Below are 19093 nucleotides of genomic sequence, written 5' to 3'. Positions count from 1 at the left end.
CGACAGCTAAAATGTTTAATGTCATTATCAAACCGTGATTATACGTGCTGGCAACTAATGCTGAGGTTTCAATTGCCATAAAAGTCGAAAAACCAAAGCTTGTTCTAAGAAAGCATGACTCAGTTGTGACAAGCTTGGGGTATTAATTATCTTTTTAGATAAAGATCTACATCGCCAAAGAGGGTCAGCATGCAACAGCAAAATAAAACATTTCAGCTACCAATCCGCACCGCAGTAGTTGCAGGGTTAATGCTTTCCAGCTTGCTGGTCGCTGTAGTCATCATTGCATTGCAATATTACTTCAATAAGAACCTGGCAGAGAAAACACTGCATTCTCGTTATCAGCAAACAAAGGCCAGTGTGAATGAGTATCTGGAATCCATTGATAATCGTGCCACGAATGAAATAAATGAACTAAAACAGTTACCCAGATTGCTCGAAAATCCACAGATAAATGGTGAAGTCGGTCAGTTGTTGGTTGCCGTTATGCAACGTAATCCGTTATTTCAATCGGTTTATCTTGGTCAACAAAATGGTGAGGTAGAACAACTCATCAACTTACAGGCCACGCCAGCCCTGCGCCAGCATTTGCGTGCAGAGGAGGCAGATCGTTGGCTGTTAATCAAAATTTTCAATGAAGATGGTCAGCAACATCGACGCCTTGAATATTATGATCGTAATTTTACCCTTCGTCATGCCTGGCAGCATCAAAGTGATTTTGATATCACTACCCATTCCTGGTTTTCAGAGGCTACCGTCGATGAAGTGAGCAAAACTCAATCCTATCTGCTCGCCGAAATGCATTCTCCAGCACAAACCTACTCAGTCAAATTGCCAGACAGTGATGCCGTTTTATCGATCACCGTAGAATTGACAGGATTGTCTACTTTGCTGGAAAACCGTCATCGAGACAATGAAACGGAAATATTTTTCTATCCACAAACCGGTGGAGTTATTGCCTCCAACCAACCTGCAGAACAGATAACCTCATTGCCAGAAGCGCCAAGACTGGAACTGACCAACGAGCAACTGGCAATCATTGAAGAAAACCCGATAGTACGGGTGAGTAGTGAGAAAGACTGGCCGCCATTAAATTTTTCCAGTAACGGTGTTCCCATGGGGTATGCCGTAGATGTGCTGAATTACATTTCACGGATGAGCGGGTTGGAAATGCAGTTTATTACTGGAGACAATTGGCAACAGTTGGCCACACAGTTTGTTGATGGTGAGCTGGAAATCATGCAGCCGGTTTTTTACAGTGAGTTTCGTAACTTTATGGGTGAAATGACCATTCCGTTTGTCGATGTTCCTTACGGCATTATCACCTCTTCCGAGTCGCCTGTTACACGTATTACAGAGCTGAACGGTAAAACGGTTGCCATCCCTGAGGGCTGGTCCTTAACCGGCAGGTTGCAAGCTGAGTTTCCAGATATCAACATTATTGAAGTGGAAACGACTCGTGAAGTTTTTGAAGCCGTTATCAGCGGGGAGGCTGATGCCGGAATGGATACGGCAATTACGTTGCAATATATCACTGCCCAGGAATATTCCGATGAAATAACGGTGCATCAGGGGGTAGATTTCTCGCCAGCAGAATTGCCAACCGGGCTACATTTTATGGTGAATCGACAAAATACGGGGCTTACTGACGTTCTTAACCGGGCACTGGAAAATTTATCGGATAGTCATCATCAGGCCTTAGTTGATAAATGGTTTAATTCCATAGATACCGACGGTAACCCCCAGGCATTTCGTCTGGAGCGCTTTAAAAATGATGCGCTACAGGTTTCCGATAAACTTCAATCGATAAGACTTAATGAGCAGGATTATTATGTCTATCATCAGGCTATAGCCATCAATGATGTTGAACCCCAGTACCTCACCATCATGTCACCGCAGAATACTGTGATGAGTCAGGTGTGGAGCAAAACTCAAAATGCCATGCTGGTTGCCGGCTTGATGTTGTTATTCCTATTGCCGTTCAGTTGGTGGTTTGCCTCGCTAATATTATCTGCCGTGAAAAAACTTCAGCTAAATATTGAGCATATTCAACAGCGTCAATTTTCTGCGGTAGACGTTCCATCTCATCACTTATTGGAATTCAGTGCGTTAAGCGAAAAATTACTTGAACTGTCACAGACAAGTCGAGCTTATCAACAAGCACAACAGCAATGGACCGATTCGTTGATTGCATCAGTAGCCCATGCGATTGATGCAAAATCATCTTATCCAACACATCATTGTGTGCTGGTACCCGAGTTGTCGATGTTATTGGCAAACGAAGCGGATAAATCAAACGAGCAGATTTTTAAATATTTCAAGTTGGATGATGAAGACAAGCAGCGGGAATTCCGTTTGGCAGCCTGGTTACATAGCTTTGGAAAAATCACCACGCCGGAATATCTGGTTGATAAACGTACCAAACTGGAAATGCTCTATAACCGGATTCATGAGATCCGTATGCGCTTTGAGGTGTTATGGCGTGATGCCGAAATAGAGTTCTGGCAACAAACCCTGCAACGGCCCGAAAATCGTGCAATGAATGAAGAAGCTTTAAAGGTAAAGCAACTGCAGCTAAAAGATGATTTTGCTTTTATTGCTCAATGCAATATTGGTACAGAATTTATGGATCAGAATACCAATGAACGATTGAAACGACTGGCAAAAATCACTTGGGAACGACATTTTGATGATCAATTAGGGCTATCTCCCGTTGAGCTGGATCAGCAGACTGATGCGACAACGACTCTTCCGGTCACTGAACAGTTGCTGGCAGATAAAGCGGAACATATTATTCCTCGCAATCAGAAAGCAGCTGAGGATGCCCGGGCAGGGGAGAATCTCAACCAACCGGAATACGGTTTTAATCATGGTGAACTGTACAACCTGACCATTGAATCCGGCACCCTGACTAAGGAAGAGCGTTTCAGAATCAATGAACACATTCTGACCACTATCAAAATGCTTGAATCCCTGCCGTATCCTGATGAGCTTTCAAATATCCCACGTTATGCAACAACTCATTTGGAAACAATGAATGGTACTGGCTATCCGCGGGGGCTCACTGCTGATGATTTATCGGTGCCTGAACGCATCATTATGCTGGCCAATGTTTTTGAAGCCCTGACGGCAGCAGATCGCCCGTATAAAAAAGCCAAAACCTTGAGCGTGGCAATTTTCATTTTGCATCAGCTGGTTGAGCAGGAGTTGATGGATAGGGATGTGTTTGAATTATTCCTCACCAGTGGGGTTTACAAACACTACGCTGAAAAGTTTATGGCACAAGAACAAATTGATGAAGTTGATATCAACAAGTTTCTGAGAGAAGAAGAACGTTATATTTAGCTTAGGCGGTATAATGGATAAACCAATTCTGGTGTTTGTAGTGAGTTTTTAATGGCGATTCAGTGGTTTCCCGGACATATGCATAAAGCCGGGCTGGAGATGAAAAAAATCCTGCCGCAGATGGATTTGATTATCGAAGTGCTGGATGCCCGACTTCCGTACAGCAGTTCCAATCCCATGCTGGCGGCTATTCGAGGTGATAAGCCCTGCCTTAAGGTGCTGAACAAGGCCGATCTGGCTGATCCGCAACTGACTGAAATCTGGCAACAATATCTTGAGCAGGAGCAGGGAATCAAAACACTGGTTCTGTCTGCCAATGAGACAACGCGTGGCAAAGAATTAATTGCGATGTGCCAAAAACTGGTACCGCATAAAGCCAGCAGTGTGAAAAAAATTCAGGCACTGATAATGGGTATTCCCAATGTTGGTAAATCGACATTGATAAATGCACTGGCCGGGCGACAGATTGCCAAAACGGGTAATGAACCTGCAGTGACCAAGGTTCAGCAACGCATTATCGTTGATGATGTGGTGGTATTACATGATACGCCGGGAGTGTTATGGCCTAATGTGGAAAATCATGACAGTGGGTATCGTTTGGCCATTACCCATGCCATTAAAGAAACTGCTTTTGAGAATCATGATATTGCCTTATACGCCGTCAAGTATCTTATGCAGCAATATCCTCAAGCTTTGTTAAGTCGATTTCATGTCGATGGCATCACTGACCATGAGCAAACGATGTTGGAAAAAATGGCCCAGAAGCGTGGTTGTATTAAAGCCGGTGGCGTGGCCGATATTGAGCGGATCAGTAAAATTCTGCTGACTGAATTACGCAATGGTCAACTTGGTAGGCTGACGCTGGAAACACCCGAGATGACTGAACGTGAGTGGTTGCAGGTAATACAGAGACGTGAAGAAAAAGCGGCCAAAAAAGCTGCACGTAAAAATAAGCGATGATCCTCTTCAACAGAATAAATTTATTTCTGTAACATCTGTGGTCTGAAACTGTCTGTTGAGTAACGGTTGTGGAGAATTTGTTATGCGAATCTTAACGGTATTACTAATGTTTTTGCTGGCAGGCTGTGCGGCGACACAACCCTCGATATACGCAAAATCTCATAATGACATCCCTTATGAAGAGGTGCTGCAGAATTTTGAATCCTATGAGCAGCAAACAGTACGCTGGGGTGGAATGATTGCTCACGTAGCGAATTATGAGAATTTTTCTGAATTGACCATCGTGCAGTTTCCATTGACGCGGTATGGCGTTCCCATCTCAACCGAAAAAAGTGCTGGCCGGTTTATTGTTCGCAGTGAAAGTTTTCTCGATCCAATGATTTATTCCCCAGAGAAACTGGCTACTTTTATCGGTACCGTTAACTCACTACAACTGCAAAAAGTCGATCAAAAAATGTTATCGCTACCGTTGATTACACTCGAGGAAAGTCACGTGTGGCCACAAAAAGATCCTGAGTCCTCACGGCCCTATAATCCAAAGCATGATGCGCCATTTTTAGGCTATGGCTATTATGGAACAGGCTCCTACTCTCCATAAAAACGACTACTCGCACCACTTTATTAATCTAAATAATAATTATTTGCATTTAGATTAATCAGTCCTTATACTGCGTTTAACCTTATCAATATTGCTGAGGTATACGAGATGCAGTCATCAAAAAATTATTTTCCGAAACAAAAAGCAATACATGTGGCGTTTAGTCCTGATCGACTAGAAGCATTAATCTGTCAGGGCAAACTACATGCCGCTGACTTTAACTGTCTGGATAAAAAATCCAAACGAACAGTGTGGAGCATGCTGCTGGCAGCGGCAGCTCACAGATTGAGTTAATCATGAATGTAAACAGAGCAGAGAGAGCAGAAACCTGGTGCGAAGCTGTCATTTTAGCCGCCAATGAACAATTGGAATTGATGTACCGCCAACACGCTTCAGCATGTATTGCGTTACAGATTTCAAGAAATTATCGGTTATTACTAACCCATAACGAGCACCCTTTAAAGAAACAGCACTGGCGAGCCTTATCGCAGCGCTGGTTACTCAGTTATCAACTTCATCGAGGCCAACAGCGTGGATTACCCGATATGTTGGAAAGTCTCTGAATCTTCAAATTTAAAATAAGGATCTTTAATCATGGCTTCAAATACCTGCCAGCCGGAAAACGTCTTTTCTTCCAGTACCTGTGATATCCAATTTTGCCCTGATTGTCAGATGGTGCACGTCAATATGGGGGCTATCACCATTCGCATGACGGAGCAGCATTTTGCGACTTATGCGATTGATATCAGCAAAGCATTGTTTCATATGCGCCAACGTGAAATACATCAGGCCGATATGCGGATAATGATGTAATACACCTTTCACACGATTATTCTTGATCAACACCAAATCTGACGAAGGGTCTCTTTATCTTTAGAGCCTAAGGTCAACAGACCCTACAGTTCTTTCGTTAAAATGCTGGTGGTCAGTGAAAAAAGGGAGCTCTGCTCCCTTTTTTTGTCTGAAATTTATGGCAAGATAAAATTCTGCTGCTGTTTTCAGCTATGCTTGTAGCTGCACTGAAAAAATTATTTGGGACTAGGTAAATGCTGAAAGGGATAAAAGTCACAGCGATTGTGATCATTTCTGTGCTGATGCTTATTTGGCTGACCTGTACTTTGCTGCTGAACCATGCACGAGATCTCAAGCTGGACCAATACAAACTGACCAATCCCTGGTTGCTTGAACATTATCAACGGACGGATGTGCCGGTAGAACATGGATGGCGTCTGGCTGAACAGCTGTTTATGGAAATCGAGTCACAACTTTATGTGAATGCCGAACCTAAACTGCTTCTTAACCGTCCATTGTTAGGTGGTATTTTACTGGAGGATCTCATTGTTCTGGCAACAGATGACAATCTGATTCTGTTTGATACCGAAGGCGGGTATATCGGCACACTTGGGGCTGCAGAACTTATACCGGCCGAGATCCAGAATATTGGCTTACATCATGGTCTTCCGGTGCTGCAAACCCGAAGTGGGATGTGGCAAGGGAATTCGATTCTGGATGATTGGCAATTGATATCGTTGCAGGGAGTTTCATGGAGCGAATCCATCCCTATCCCGGAATCCACTAAAAATGAACTTAGGCAGCAACTTGAAGCTCATAACATCAAGCTGACAACACTACTTGAAGGTATCTGTAACGGGCGTTTTTTTGGTGAACAGGGGCGTTGGCTGATTGATGCATTATTACTGTTGATAATGGTTCTTGCATTACGCGGCATGTTTGGATTAACAGACAAGTCATAATGGCGCGGTTATGCCACTATAAAATTTATTTCGGGAGGTAGGTTTTTGAGACAGACAGGGTTTCCGTTTCTGCCCAAAGACTTCATTGAAACTGAAGATGGATTGATATTTGCCGTAGTCAGCTATCACTCACATGATCAGAAAGTGGGCTGCTTTTTACGTTATGTGCAGGATCAACATGGTTGGCATAAAGTGGATACTGAACAGGCTAACCGTTTACTGGAACGCCATCATCCAGAGTTTTTATTTTATTCCAGCCAGTTTGATGCAGCCTTTCATGCGGTTCCGGTGAACAGCATTATTCATCATCACCGTCCCGAGCAACGATTGCAGCAATTACTTAAACAACCAGCTGAAGATCCGCTGCAGCATAAACTACATAAATTGATAGCCATTTTGCAGCAATATTCAGTGGATATTGATGCCATGGGGCTCACCGGATCAATGCTGATTAATCAGCAAAAAGCGACATCCGATATTGATCTGGTCATATACGGACGTGAGGCGTTTCATCAATGTCGCTCTGCCGTTAAAAAAGCAATTGCAGATAATCTGCTTCAGAAGCTGGATATAACTCAAATGCAGGAAAACTATCAGCGACGGGATAGTGAGCTGGATTTTGACACCTTTAGCTGGCATGAATACCGGAAATGCAATAAAGCGATGATTGATGGCAGTAAATTCGATATAGGAATGGTCTGTCTATCAGATGAGCTTGATATCGAACATCGGCATTTCCTCAAACAAGGCATTAAAACCATCCAATGTCGGGTGACCGATGACAGTCGTGCATTTGATTTCCCTGCACGATACCGAGTGGATAATGCACTGACTCCTGAAATTATTTCCTTTACCCATACCTATGTTGGACAAGTGGAAAAAGGAGAATTCATTGAGGTTTGCGGTGCATTGGAATGTGATGCTTCCGGAACCTGCCGAATTGTGGTCGGTTCTACACGAGAAGCCCGAGGCGAATATATAAAGGTGATTGAACAAAAATGAGTGAACTTATTCAAAATACAAAAGCAGATATAGGCGTAGTAGGTTTAGCCGTGATGGGACAGAACCTGGTGCTCAACATGAATGACAAAGGCTTTAAGGTAGCGGTTTATAACCGGACCACCTCCAAAGTCGATGAGTTTCTGGAGGGGCCAGCAAAAGATACCAATATTATCGGTTGCCATGATCTGAAAAAATTTGTCGAAAGCCTGCAAATGCCTCGTCGGGTCATGTTGATGGTGAAAGCGGGTCCCGTGGTTGATTCTTTTATTGAGCAACTGGTTACCTATCTGGATAAAGGTGACATCATTATTGATGGCGGTAACTCACTGTTTAATGACAGTGACAGACGTACCCATGAACTGCATAAAAAAGGCATTCTGTTTGTCGGCAGCGGTGTTTCAGGTGGTGAGGAAGGCGCACGTTTCGGACCTTCTCTAATGCCTGGTGGTAATAATGCCGCATGGCCTGCGATTAAACCCATTTTTCAGGCCATTGCTGCACAGGTTGATGGGGAAGCCTGCTGTGACTGGGTCGGTAATGACGGCGCTGGCCATTATGTAAAAATGGTGCATAACGGCATTGAGTACGGTGATATGCAACTGATTTGTGAAGCGTATCAAATGATGCGCGAAGGCCTGGGCATGTCCGGTGATGAAATTCAGCAGGTATTTGCTGAATGGAACGAAGGGGTTTTGGACTCCTATCTGATCGAGATTACCCGCGATATCCTGGCGGTGAAAGAACCTGATGGCAGTTTGCTGATTGATCATATTCTGGATACTGCCGGTCAAAAAGGAACGGGTAAATGGACTGGTATCAATGCACTGGAGTTAGGCATTCCATTAACGCTGATTGGAGAGGCCGTATTTTCCCGCTGTTTATCTGCTCTGAAAGATGAACGGGTGACGGCCTCTAGTGTTTTGCCTGCAGAAGCAGGTGAATTTTCCGGCGATAAAGCTGAAATGGTTAACGCAATTCGTGATGCCTTATATGCTTCAAAAATTATTTCCTACGCCCAAGGTTACATGCTAATGCGTGAAGCAGCCAAAACCTATGGCTGGGAGCTCAATTATGGTGGTATTGCGTTGATGTGGAGAGGCGGCTGTATTATTCGCAGTCGCTTCCTGGGCAATATTCGCGATGCTTTTGAGCGGAATCCCCAACTGGGAAATCTGTTACTGGATGATTTCTTCATTGATGCTATTACTGAGGCCTTACCGGGTTGGCGTAAAGCCGTAGGCTGTGCCATCAGTCTTGGGGTTCCGGTACCTGCATTCAGCAGTGCATTATCTTTCTATGATGGTTATCGCAGTGAACGCTTACCTGCCAATTTATTGCAGGCCCAGCGGGATTATTTTGGTGCCCACACCTATGAACGGCTGGATAAGCCTCGCGGTGAATATTTCCATACCAACTGGACCGGCAGAGGCGGTAATGTTTCAGCATCAACCTATGAAGCGTAAATCAAGGTAAATGAAACACTGAAGAGGGCGGGAAACCGCCCTTTTTAATGTCCAAAATTTACAATGGTGTCGTTCTTCTCAGCACCATAAACTGGTTAGGTTCGCCAACAACATAGATATTACCCTCAGCATCGGTTGTAACCCCTTCAGGCTGGCTCATTTTAGGCCAAAGACGATAAGGACCACTGCCTAATCTGATTCGTGATATTTCCTCTCCCGACAAATCAATTACGTGCAGGCTGTGTGAGTCATCACTTAAAACCAGTAATCTTTCTTCCGGGCCCTGCAACAAGGTAAGACCCGAGAAGTCATCGACCTCCAGACGCAGGTTTTTCATTACATCAAACTGCTTGGTCTGCTCATCATTTTCCAATGCAAAATGCATTATCCGGGCCGGCATCTCTTGCACAAAAAACACGCCGTGTCGCGGTGAAAAGGCAATCCCCTCAATGCCTTTATTATTTTTTTCAGGGGGAAGCAGGGCAAGGGTTTTGACATCAGAATAGTGAACTTCTGTCGTTGTATCGAGTATGTCAACAAAGCTAATGGTCTGCTGCCGCTCTTCGCTGATAATAAATCGATTGCCTTCTACATAATCAATACTTTCAGTATCAGAAAAACCTATTAAATCAATTTTTCTCAGCAATTGACCATTTTTACTGATGACAACGATCTGCTCAGGATTATTAATAATGCCATAAAGATTTCCAGAATCAGGATGATAGGTTATGCCTGATAAGTTATCTTCTATACCATCAATCATCAGCGTTTTACTGAGCAGATAGTGATTAAGATCCCAGACTTCACTGGTTTTAGTTGTGGCAGAACTCACGGTGCTGAACCAGAGGCAGCCACTTAAAATCGTGCTGAGCAGTAATACAATAAGTAGTAATCTCGATCGGGTTTTATCCGAGAAAAGAGCCATGCGTTTATCCTTCAACTTGGTTACTCTACCAATGCCAGACATTGATATGACTTAAAGAAGAACGATAATCCTCGAGGCTTAATTCAAACTGAAAATTAGTGTTGGATCAGGAAAATTTTTATGGCTTACTCATCGACATCATCCATATCGGCTTGACCTGATAAGCGACGCCGTATGTGCGACCATGACATTCCCACTGCGAGCACAGTAGCGATAAGAAATAAAATGATATAGGTAAAAGCGGCATGATGAAGGAATTCCAGAATACCTAAATCAAATAACCACCAGATAATAATGGCAAAAAAGGCAAACGCGAGGATAAGACCAAATCCACCTAATGATCGGAATGTTGCTCTGAGATAAACCGTCCAGCCAATCAGGATAATAACGGTGGCCATGGCAAATGGTGGGGTAATATTCATACCAGCGTTACCAAACAGAGCGTCATTGGCCCAATGATAATAGCTATAACCACTCGGGTTATAACTGATAAATACCAGCAAAACGGCAAACAACAAACGTAATAAAAAGCCTTTACTATTAAAACGTTGTGCCATGACCGTCTCCTTAAATATTTATTGGACTAACGAATCTCAAACAGGCTAAATTCGCCAGTAGCGGTTAGTTTTTCCAGGCTGATATCAGTGACCTGTGCAAAATTCGGTCCTTGCCAGGCCCATTCGAGTAATTGTTCCAGTTGAGCGGGTTCACCTTCTGCGACCATCTCAACCTGCCCACTGCGCAGATTTCGCACCCAGCCTGTTACGCCTATTTTCTGCGCTGCGATTTGTGCTGACATACGATAGCTGACACCTTGCACGCGACCTTCAATTACAAAGTGATACCGCTTTATTCCCATTCGATAGTAGCAGGTGGTTTACCAGAGATATCGTAGACTACTCTTGAGATACCATTGATTTCATTAATAATCCGACGTGACACCAGATCCAGAAACTCATAAGGCAGGTGTGCCCAGCGAGCGGTCATAAAATCAATGGTTTCGACTGCACGCAATGCAACTACATAGTCATAGCGACGACCATCACCCATTACACCAACTGATTTAACGGGTAAAAATACTGCAAACGCCTGGCTGGTTTTATCATACAAATCATGCGCGCGCAGTTCTTCGATAAAGATGTTATCGGCTTTACGCAATAAGTCGGCATATTCTTTTCTGACTTCGCCCAGAATACGTACGCCAAGGCCTGGGCCAGGGAATGGGTGGCGATAGACCATATCGCTTGGCAAGCCTAATTCAACGCCCAGTTTACGCACTTCATCTTTAAACAATTCGCGTAAAGGCTCAATTAATTTGAGTTTCATGTGCTCCGGTAAGCCGCCGACATTGTGATGCGTTTTAATCACATGGGCTTTACCGGTTTTAGAAGCAGCAGATTCGATTACATCAGGATATATAGTGCCTTGAGCCAGCCATTGCACATTTGTCAGTTTGGAAGCTTCTTCATCAAATACTTCAACAAACTCACGGCCAATGATTTTACGTTTGGCTTCCGGATCATTTTCACCGGCCAATGCAGAGAGAAAACGATCTTCAGCATCGACGCGAATCACTCTGATGCCCATATGTTTGGCAAACATCGCCATCACCTGGTCGCCTTCGTTTTCACGCAACAGGCCATTATTTACAAACACACAAATCAGCTGATCGCCAATTGCACGGTGCAGTAAAGCTGCCACTACCGAGGAATCAACACCACCTGATAAACCCAGCAATACTTCATCTTTGCCAACTTGCTGGCGGATGGTTTCAATGCTGTCTTCAATAATATTGGCGGAGGTCCATAAGGTTTCACAACCACAGATTTCGCTGATAAAACGTGAAATCATCCGTTGTCCCTGAGTGGTGTGGGTGACTTCAGGATGGAACTGGACGCCGTAGAACTGTCGTTCTTCATCTGCCATACCAGCAATGGGCGCACTGTCAGTGCTGGCAATGACTTTAAATCCCTCTGGCAACTGGCTGACCCGATCACCATGACTCATCCATACATCCAGCATGCCAAAGCCTTCTGGGGTTGTATGGTCTTCAATATCTTTCAAAAACGCAGAATGACCATGAGCACGAATTTTAGCGTAGCCAAATTCCCGGTGAGATGACGATTCGACCTTGCCCCCAAGTTGTGTGGCCATGGTTTGCATGCCGTAGCAGATACCCAGCACGGGCACATTCATTTCAAATACGCAGTGTGGTGCAGCTGGTGCAGACTCACCAATCGTTGAATCAGGGCCGCCGGAAAGAATGATACCTTTTGGAGCAAATTCACGAATTTCTGCTTCGCTGATATCCGGGTTGCGTAACTCACAATACACACCGGCTTCGCGCACTCGGCGGGCAATAAGTTGGGTATATTGTGACCCGAAATCAAGGATTAGAATGCGGTGGTCGTGAATATGGCTGCTCATGAATCTCTCTTACAGTCAGATAAAAAATACCGGCTTCCGGGGAGAAGCCGGCATTATTCAAAAATTAATTAACCCGGTAATTCGGTGCTTCTTTGGTAATAGTCACGTCATGGACATGGCTTTCATTCATACCAGCAGAAGTCACACGAACAAACTCAGGTTTGGTCCGCATTTCTTCAATAGTACGGCTACCGGTATAGCCCATGGAAGCCCGAACACCGCCCATCAACTGATGGATAACCGGACTCAGATTCCCTTTGAAGGGCACTCGACCTTCAATGCCTTCCGGAACAAGTTTGTCAGGTTCACTAGACTCTTGGAAGTAACGATCACTGGATCCTTGCTTCTGTTGCATGGCACCCATGGATCCCATACCACGATACGATTTATAAGCACGACCTTGGAATAATTCCACTTCGCCAGGAGCTTCTTCTGTACCGGCAAACATTCCACCAATCATAATGGCATGTGCGCCGGCTACAATGGCTTTGGCAATATCACCCGAATAGCGTACGCCACCATCAGCAATTAAGGGTATACCGGTTCCAGCCAGTGCTGCCGCGACATTACTGATAGCGCTGATTTGTGGTACACCTACACCGGCGACGATACGTGTGGTACAGATAGAGCCGGGACCGATACCGACTTTTACCGCATCTGCACCGGCTTCAACTAAAGCTTTGGCTGCAGCAGCAGTCGCGATATTACCGCCGATGACTTGAACTTGAGGATAGTGTTTTTTGACCCAACGCACCTGATCCAAAACGCCTTGAGAGTGGCCGTGTGCCGTATCAACAACAATCACATCCACTCCAGCAGCTACCAGAGCATCCACGCGCGCTTCACTCTCGGAACCAATTCCTACCGCAGCACCAACCCGTAAACGCTCCTGTGCATCTTTTGATGCCAGTGGGTTATCCGTTTGTTTTTGAATATCTTTTACTGTGATCATGCCCTGCAAGTGGAAGTTATCATCGACAACCAGGACTTTTTCAATGCGGTTGGTATGCAATAAATGCAGCACCTCTTCACGGGTGGCATTTTCGCCTACAGTGACCAATTTATCTTTGCCGGTCATGATCGATGAGACTGGACTATCAAAATGTTTTTCAAAACGTAAATCACGGCTGGTCACGATGCCCACCAAATCATCGCCATCGACAACCGGGACGCCGGAGATATTATGAGCACGAGTAAGTTCAACGACAGCGCCAATAGAGGTATTAGGACTAACGGTAATGGGATCCCGTACCACACCGCTTTCAAATTTTTTCACTTTGCGAACTTCATCTGCCTGTTGTTCGATGGTCATATTTTTATGCAAAATACCCAGACCACCTTCCTGTGCCATAGTGATCGCCAACCGGCTTTCAGTGACGGTGTCCATGGCAGAAGAAAGCAGTGGAATATTAATGGTGATATCACGTGTCAATTGAGTTGACAAACTGACATCACGCGGCAGAACATTTGAATAGGCGGGGAGTAATAAAACGTCATCAAATGTCAGGGCTTCTTGCGCAATTCTCATGAGGCGGGTTCCCGAATTTACTGTAATATGATCGATAAATTATATCAGGAACTTAGTGGTTTATGGCATCACTTATGACATCGGATTCGCAAGTAAAACTCGCTGCCCGTGCTGTCAAGGATGTATATCCGGTTTCGCGATTGGTCAGAGAAGTCCGGCTGATGCTGGATGGTTCGTTTCCGCTTTTGTGGGTGGAAGGGGAAATCTCCAATTTGGCAATGCCGGCGTCAGGGCACATTTATTTCACGTTAAAAGACTCAGCTGCGCAAGTACGCTGTGCAATGTTTCGTGGACGCAATCAACAATTACGCTTTACACCGGAAAATGGCATGCAGGTATTACTGCGCGTCAAAGTCACCCTTTATGAAGGTCGTGGCGAATTTCAGCTGGTTGTTGAGCATATGGAAGAAGCGGGTAGCGGCGCATTGCAACGCGCTTATGAAGCATTAAAAGCCCGACTGGGTCAGGAAGGTTTATTCGATACCGCTCATAAAAAACCGTTACCGTCGTTGCCGCAAACCATCGGTATTGTGTCTTCACCGGATGGAGCAGCGGTTCACGATATTTTGCATGTTTTGAAACGGCGTTTTCCGGCAATCAAAGTGATTCTGTATCCCGTTGCCGTACAAGGTGAAACAGCGCCACGGCAGATTGCTAATGCTATTCAAACTGCTGATCAGCGACAGGAATGTGATTTGCTGATAGTAGGGCGGGGTGGTGGCTCACTGGAAGATCTGTGGAGCTTCAATGATGAGTTGGTTGCCAGAGCTTTGTTTGCCTGTCAGATACCGACCATCAGCGCGGTAGGCCATGAAATTGATTTTACCATTGCCGATTTTGTTGCAGATGTCAGGGCTCCAACGCCTTCGGCTGCGGCTGAACTGGCGGTACCTGAAGCGCGCCAATTAGCCTTAAATCTTCGCGGTTTGTTGCAAAATCTGGGCAGTCGTATTCAGCAAAAACTTGCCAATGAACAACGGCATATTCGGCATCTGTCTCAACGTCTGCCCCGCCCGCAGCAACAAATTAAACTCCAGCAGCAACAGTTAAAACGTCTGCAAACGCAACTTGATTACAGTATCCAGCGGCGGTTACAAGGCAAGCAACAACAACTTGATTATCTGTCAGTAAGATTGCCTCATCCAAAGTTGCGAATCAGCTGGCGACAAACCCGACTGCAGGATTTAACACAGCGGTTTGAAAAAGCCTTTTCGGTACAGCAGCAACAATTCAGGTTACAAAGCCAGAATCTGAATGATCGCTTAAAGCGATTGTTACCGGTCTCCCGTTTGAAGCAACAGCAGCAGCATGTAGAGGCACTCTCTTCACAATTAAACCGTTTGACCGGTCAACAAATCACCGATCAAAAAAAGCAGCTGGCCCAGTTGATGCGTACCTTATCGGTGGTTAGCCCTCTCAACACACTGGAGCGCGGTTACAGCATCACCAGTGATTCACAGACTGGTAATGTTATTTACCGATCTGATGAAGTAACAATCGGACAATCCCTGCAAATTCGTTTATTTGAAGGTCAATTGGACTGTGAAGTTCGTCGTAAGAAATGATGTATAGATTGTGCTATTGGCTGGTTCTATTAGTCTGTTCACCTGCCTGGGCTTTACCACAACAATTACCAGTACCAGGTGGTGTCGTCATTTTGCCTTTGGAAATCGAGGGAAATGTAGCACCTGAGGTGACCTATCAAAAACAACAGGTGCTAGTGGTAAAACAAGATTCACAATGGCAGGCTGTAGTTGGCATTCCGCTGGCAGCCGAGTCGGGGAATCACAAAATTCTGGTGGAAAGTCAGGGTGCGTTAAGCAGCATTATGTTTGAGGTCAAAGATAAAGCTTATCCCACTCAACGGATAAATGTTCCTGACGATCGTAAGGTCAATCCCTATGCGGAAGATATGGAGCGCATCGAAGCCGAAACAGCCAAAATAAATAAAGCCTTACGTCATTGGCGTGCCAGCGACAATGTGCCGTTTAATTTTGTCTGGCCCATTGAAGGAAGGGTCAGTGGTTTATTTGGCCGTCGTCGTGTGTTTAATGGCGAAGAGCGTAATCCACACAGCGGTATTGATATTGCAGCGGCAACAGGTACTGAAATTATGGCACCGGCCAACGGAATAGTGACGGATACCGACGATTACTTTTTCAATGGCAATACAGTAATGATTGACCATGGTCAGGGTCTCGTGACCATGTTTTGTCATCTGGATCGGATTGATGTCAAAGCAGGACAAAAAATTCAACAGGGCGAGATTATCGGCACGGTTGGCGCCACTGGCCGTGTTACCGGTCCACACCTGCACCTTGGTGTGAGTTTGAATAATGCCCGTGTTGAGCCCTTGTTATTTTTTCCAGAGCGGGAAGGTTATCCTTCAGTTCAATAAACCTCTGGCTTACTGTATTTATTTAATAATTCCGTCAGCAGAATAAAATTAACCGGTTTGGTGAGATAGGCAGTAAACAGGCCTTCTGCCTGCTGCAAATCATAAGGCATGGCGGCAGCGGTAACCGCGATCACCGGAATGTGCCGGAGTTTCGGATTAGCCATGATCTGCTCGGTAGCCTGTAAGCCGCTGATTCCGGGGAGATTGATATCCATCAATATCACGGCTGGCATATTACTTTCCAGCCAGTCCAGTCCTGCCTCAGCTGTTTTGCAAATATGCAACGTGTATTGGGGCAGACGATCAAAAAATGCTTCCATCAATTTGATATTGGCCGGATTATCTTCTATATGCAGAATGAGAGTCGAAGCAGAGGAGTTAAATGGATTTTCGGCTTTAATTGATTCAGCCTGCTGATGCACTTCATCATTCTGGTTATTGTTGTCTGTTATGGGTAACTCTACCCAGAATCGAGTGCCTTGATTTTCTGTGCTTTCAAAACCAATATGCCCGTCCATGGCTTTTATCAGTCTCTTGGTCACAATCAATCCGACTCCGGTTCCTTCAATGTCCGAGTTTTCCTGACCCAGACGATCAAATGCCGTAAACAGATAGGCCTGCTTATCCCGTGGAATTCCCATGCCTGTATCCTGAATAGTGATACGCAAGCGCTTAGTGGAATCAATTACCTCACCGCTAATAATAACTTTGCCATCAGGGCGATTATATTTGATGGCATTACTGACCAGATTTATCAGCACCTGTTTGAGTTTTGTTAAATCAGCGAGTACCAGCTGTTCAGGAATGTCATCAGTATGAATGATCACACGATAGCGAGCCGCCAGGTTTTTCAGCATGGGCAAACAATGATTAATTGCGACACTGACATTCACCGGCTCAATCGATACGTCCACTGAACCCGTCTCAATTTTAGCCAGCTCCAGCACATCATTAATTAACTTGAGCAAGTGCTCACCACTGTGAATGATGAGCTTTAAACTATCTTGCTGGGTTTCTGTGAGTGGCGCATCATTGTCACTTTGCAGTAACTGGGCAAACCCCAGAATCGCATTTAAAGGCGTGCGTAATTCATGGCTCATTGCCGACAGGAATTCCGATTTTGCCTGGTTGGCTTTTTCAGCTTCTTCCTTGGCAGCGATTAATGCCAGATGTTCAGCTTTTTGAAGAGAAATATCTCGGACGATACCCGTAAAAAAATAATGGCCTTCCCATTGAAATGCGCTCAGCGTCAGTTCGATGGGAATGATTTGCCCACTTTTGTGTAATGCTTCCAACTCAACTGGCTGGCCAATTATGGTGGATTGCTCACTAATGAGGAATCGCGACATCCCATGTTCGTGATTTTTACGATGCTGGGCTGGCATCAGCTGGGTAATATTCTGCCCGATAATTTCTTCTGGCTGATAACCGAACAGGCGAACTGAAGCGACATTAAAATTCTGGATAATGCCCGTTTCATCAATGGTAATAACGCCTTCAAGGGTATGGTTAAGCAAGGTTTGTAAACGATCACTTTCACGTTTAGCTCTCTGCTCAAGTGCCTTACCTTTTTTCAGTTCTGCTTCCAGCGCTGCTGTTTGTATCGCAATCTGGTTACTGAGTATTTTGGCATGATGGCGTTTGATGAAATAGCCAATCATTGTTAACAAGGCTAATATGCCAAGTGAAACCACCAGCCATTTAAACCAGATGGACACACCTGGCGTTGTGTCATAGATAAAGCCGTTAAGCGCCTGGTCATCATTAACCAAGCCTAAATGCTGATAATGTTCAGCAATTTTTTGCCAACGCTCAATCGTCATATGGCCCAGTGAAACTGTAGGGTACAAACTGAGCTCACTAAGCTTTTCAGCTTCAAATTCCAGATGTGCACGCGTTTTATTTTGCGTGTTGTAGTTTTTTAAAATCAGATCAACCATTTCATAAGGGTGTTCCAGAGCATATTGCCAACCACGCAAGGTTGCACTGTGAAAGGCTTCTACATCTCCTGGCTGACGTTTTAAATAACGTTCAGAGGTAAAGATGATATCGCTGTAAAAGTTGATGTTGTATTCATGGGGTGACAATGTCCGATAATCCACGCCGCGACTTAACATCTGGAAGGGTTCATTGGAAATATATGCGGTCAGCGCATCTACTTTTCCGTCAATTAAATTATCAATATCCTCGGGCGAGGGATCGACAATATTGAGCTGTGAAGGATCTATCCCAAATCGTAGCAACATGGCAGATAAATCATCAGCATAAGACTGACGAGTGACTGTTTTACCGACAAAATCAGTGGGTTGTGTTATCGATGAGTCTGCTCTGACCAACCAGGTATAGGGACTGCTTTGAAAAATCGCCGCGAGCGCTACAAAAGGGCGCCCTTTAAGTCTTTCTACCACCAATCCAGCACCGGAAATTCCAAATTCAACATTGCCGGCTTCCACATCGTTGAAAGGTGCTTTTTGCCCGGTAAGTATGGTTACTGCCAGCCCGGCATCCTGATAATAGCCTTGTTCTTTTGCAGCGTAGATACCCGCAAATTGAAATTGATGCTGCCAGTGAAGTTTGATTGAGACAGGGGTGAGTTTTTGACTTGCCTCTTCAGCTAGGGATGAGCTGGTAATTAACAACAGGGCAAGCGCAATCAATCGACACATAAAAAGTACTCAAACAGAGTTCAATTC

Annotated in this window: 17 protein-coding genes; 11 read left to right on the top strand and 6 right to left on the bottom strand. The window is 44.8% G+C overall.

What is annotated here, in order from left to right; genetic code table 11:
- Positions 1-189: 189 nt before the first annotated feature.
- The 9 genes from AC08OG_RS13600 to gnd all read left to right on the top strand — a co-directional run bounded on the left by AC08OG_RS13600 (position 190) and on the right by gnd (position 9122).
- Entirely contained in the window at positions 190-3345 is a 3156-nt protein-coding gene (locus AC08OG_RS13600) for an HD domain-containing phosphohydrolase (RefSeq protein ID WP_292356475.1), read from the top strand.
- A 51-nt stretch (positions 3346-3396) separates the two neighbouring features.
- On the top strand, positions 3397-4305 hold the full coding sequence (gene ylqF / locus AC08OG_RS13595) for a ribosome biogenesis GTPase YlqF (protein WP_292356473.1): 909 nt from the start codon (positions 3397-3399) through the stop codon (positions 4303-4305).
- A gap of 82 nt (positions 4306-4387) precedes the next feature.
- The gene (locus AC08OG_RS13590) at positions 4388-4903 is read left to right on the top strand and encodes a Slp family lipoprotein (protein ID WP_292356471.1); all 516 of its coding nucleotides are present in this window, start codon (positions 4388-4390) and stop codon (positions 4901-4903) included.
- 108 nt (positions 4904-5011) lie between these two features.
- Positions 5012-5197 (top strand): hypothetical protein, encoded by a 186-nt coding sequence (locus tag AC08OG_RS13585; protein WP_292356469.1) that lies wholly within the window; start codon positions 5012-5014, stop codon positions 5195-5197.
- Positions 5198-5199: 2 nt separating this feature from the next.
- Positions 5200-5466 carry a hypothetical protein gene (locus AC08OG_RS13580; RefSeq protein WP_292356467.1) on the top strand — a complete coding sequence of 89 codons (267 nt, stop codon included), beginning with the start codon at positions 5200-5202 and terminating at the stop codon, positions 5464-5466.
- Positions 5467-5497: 31 nt separating this feature from the next.
- Positions 5498-5716: a hypothetical protein gene (locus tag AC08OG_RS13575; protein WP_292356465.1), complete on the top strand. Its 219-nt coding sequence runs from the start codon at positions 5498-5500 to the stop codon at positions 5714-5716.
- 233 nt (positions 5717-5949) lie between these two features.
- Positions 5950-6657, top strand: coding sequence for a peptidase (locus AC08OG_RS13570; RefSeq protein WP_292356464.1), 708 nt, complete (start codon positions 5950-5952; stop codon positions 6655-6657).
- A 45-nt stretch (positions 6658-6702) separates the two neighbouring features.
- Entirely contained in the window at positions 6703-7659 is a 957-nt protein-coding gene (locus tag AC08OG_RS13565; protein WP_292356462.1) for a hypothetical protein, read from the top strand.
- Complete coding sequence (gene gnd / locus AC08OG_RS13560; protein ID WP_292356461.1) at positions 7656-9122, top strand: decarboxylating NADP(+)-dependent phosphogluconate dehydrogenase; 1467 nt, start codon at positions 7656-7658, stop codon at positions 9120-9122. The genes AC08OG_RS13565 and gnd overlap by 4 nt, the downstream gene beginning before the upstream one ends.
- 58 nt (positions 9123-9180) lie before the next feature.
- Here the strand turns inward: gnd and AC08OG_RS13555 are convergent, their stop codons facing one another.
- The 5 genes from AC08OG_RS13555 to guaB form a co-directional block, all read right to left on the bottom strand.
- Positions 9181-10047 carry an SdiA-regulated domain-containing protein gene (locus AC08OG_RS13555; protein WP_292356459.1) on the bottom strand — a complete coding sequence of 289 codons (867 nt, stop codon included), beginning with the start codon at positions 10045-10047 and terminating at the stop codon, positions 9181-9183.
- A gap of 125 nt (positions 10048-10172) precedes the next feature.
- Complete coding sequence (locus AC08OG_RS13550) at positions 10173-10604, bottom strand: DUF6524 family protein (protein ID WP_292356457.1); 432 nt, start codon at positions 10602-10604, stop codon at positions 10173-10175.
- A gap of 26 nt (positions 10605-10630) precedes the next feature.
- Positions 10631-10906, bottom strand: coding sequence for an acylphosphatase (locus AC08OG_RS13545; RefSeq protein WP_292356456.1), 276 nt, complete (start codon positions 10904-10906; stop codon positions 10631-10633).
- The gene (gene guaA / locus AC08OG_RS13540; RefSeq protein ID WP_292356454.1) at positions 10897-12474 is read right to left on the bottom strand and encodes a glutamine-hydrolyzing GMP synthase; all 1578 of its coding nucleotides are present in this window, start codon (positions 12472-12474) and stop codon (positions 10897-10899) included. The genes AC08OG_RS13545 and guaA overlap by 10 nt, the downstream gene beginning before the upstream one ends.
- Positions 12475-12538: 64 nt before the next feature.
- A complete protein-coding gene (gene guaB / locus AC08OG_RS13535) occupies positions 12539-14002 on the bottom strand; it encodes an IMP dehydrogenase (protein WP_292356453.1) in 1464 nt (487 codons plus the stop codon).
- Positions 14003-14064: 62 nt separating this feature from the next.
- Between guaB and xseA the strand changes: the two genes are divergently transcribed.
- Both xseA and AC08OG_RS13525 read left to right on the top strand, forming a co-directional pair.
- Positions 14065-15567: an exodeoxyribonuclease VII large subunit gene (xseA, locus tag AC08OG_RS13530; protein ID WP_292356451.1), complete on the top strand. Its 1503-nt coding sequence runs from the start codon at positions 14065-14067 to the stop codon at positions 15565-15567.
- Entirely contained in the window at positions 15564-16400 is an 837-nt protein-coding gene (locus AC08OG_RS13525) for a peptidoglycan DD-metalloendopeptidase family protein (RefSeq protein ID WP_292411644.1), read from the top strand. Before xseA ends, AC08OG_RS13525 begins: the two co-directional genes overlap by 4 nt.
- On the opposite strand, the gene AC08OG_RS13520 is transcribed toward AC08OG_RS13525, so the two are convergent.
- Complete coding sequence (locus tag AC08OG_RS13520) at positions 16394-19066, bottom strand: ABC transporter substrate-binding protein (protein ID WP_292356448.1); 2673 nt, start codon at positions 19064-19066, stop codon at positions 16394-16396. The two genes, AC08OG_RS13525 and AC08OG_RS13520, sit on opposite strands and share 7 nt — an antisense overlap.
- Between the last annotated feature and the right edge of the window lie 27 nt (positions 19067-19093).

The sequence above is a fragment of the Methylophaga sp. F7 genome (genome assembly GCF_056863975.1).
Note: the sequence above shows the minus strand (reverse complement) of the source record. Positions and strands in the feature narration are given on the sequence as shown.